At 39.9% G+C, this 1,069-nt stretch carries 1 protein-coding gene; it reads right to left on the bottom strand.

The genetic code is table 11. The features are described 5' to 3' along the window. On the bottom strand, window positions 1-828 hold an 828-nt coding region (locus CGS49_RS13655; RefSeq protein ID WP_207653419.1), incomplete at its 3' end, for a competence protein CoiA family protein. Window positions 829-1,069 lie beyond the last annotated feature (241 nt).

Below are 1,069 nucleotides of genomic sequence, written 5' to 3'. Positions count from 1 at the left end.
TCGGAGCCTTTGCTGTTCTTGTATCCAACTCTCCTGCTGTTCCTCCCGCTTTTTCCGTTCTTCCTGCTCCTTTAGTATCTCTATGCGATTTTGTTGATATTCTATTTCAAGTTCTCGGTTTCGCTCACAGTGTTGTTTGATTCCCTCTTTTTCTCGCGGGTCGTAGATCCATGTTTTGTTTTCAACGTTTTCTACCAGATTGTTCCTCAGTTTTTTCTCAAAATCATTTATCGAGTCTGTTTCTTCCTCTTTATAGTCTTTTATAAAATCAGCAATATTGATTTCTACTGTTGGCATCTGCGCCATTTTTATCTTGCTATATTTTTCCGCATCAACATAGTGCGTTACGGCAATCTCAATAAGGATATTTTTTCGCTCTTGAAAAATGCAAACATCCGGCTTGAATCCATCAAACGGCACTTCTGTTTTAGCATTTTGATAGTGAAGCTTAAACTTTTCTCCCAACAATAATGGCTCTTGCTGTTTATAGTCCTCCACATTGCGATCAGGATCATTTTGTTCCGATATCGTCACTGGGGGCAGCCAAATATATTCGCTCTTGCAAACGATTTCTTTCGCTATTTTATGAAGTCCGCTTTCATTTGCTTCATCTGCCGAACACGTTGTTCTTCCTTCTTCTGCCAAATGTGCAAAGTGTGCAGTCTTTTTTCCGCGCCCCAATTTAGCAACCAAAGGGTGACCGCAACAGAGACAAATGCACTCACACGCCTTTCCTCTATCTTTTTCCACCATCTCAAAGATGTGTACCACTTGATTAGATTCTTCTTTTAAGGCGAAATAAATCATTCCGCTATGATTCAATTCCATATTCTGCACCTCTGCAACGTTCCAAAGAAACCGTTTTTATCATTCTAACATACTTTTTCCTGTTGTCTATCATTTGATACTACTTTTCATGGGCATCGAACCGCTTGTCCACCCCTGTCCGTAAAAAGTGCATTTTTTTACGGAAGAAGTTCGTACAACCTGTACGGTCTGTACTTGTACGCATCCGTACGGCGAATTGAAGCAAATTAAAGCGCATTATCGTTTGTATTTTAGATTTCTG

This window comes from Faecalibacterium langellae (assembly GCF_002549775.1).
Classification (GTDB): Bacteria; Bacillota; Clostridia; order Oscillospirales; family Ruminococcaceae; genus Faecalibacterium; species Faecalibacterium langellae.
This window is presented reverse-complemented; position numbering and strand designations above follow the sequence as displayed.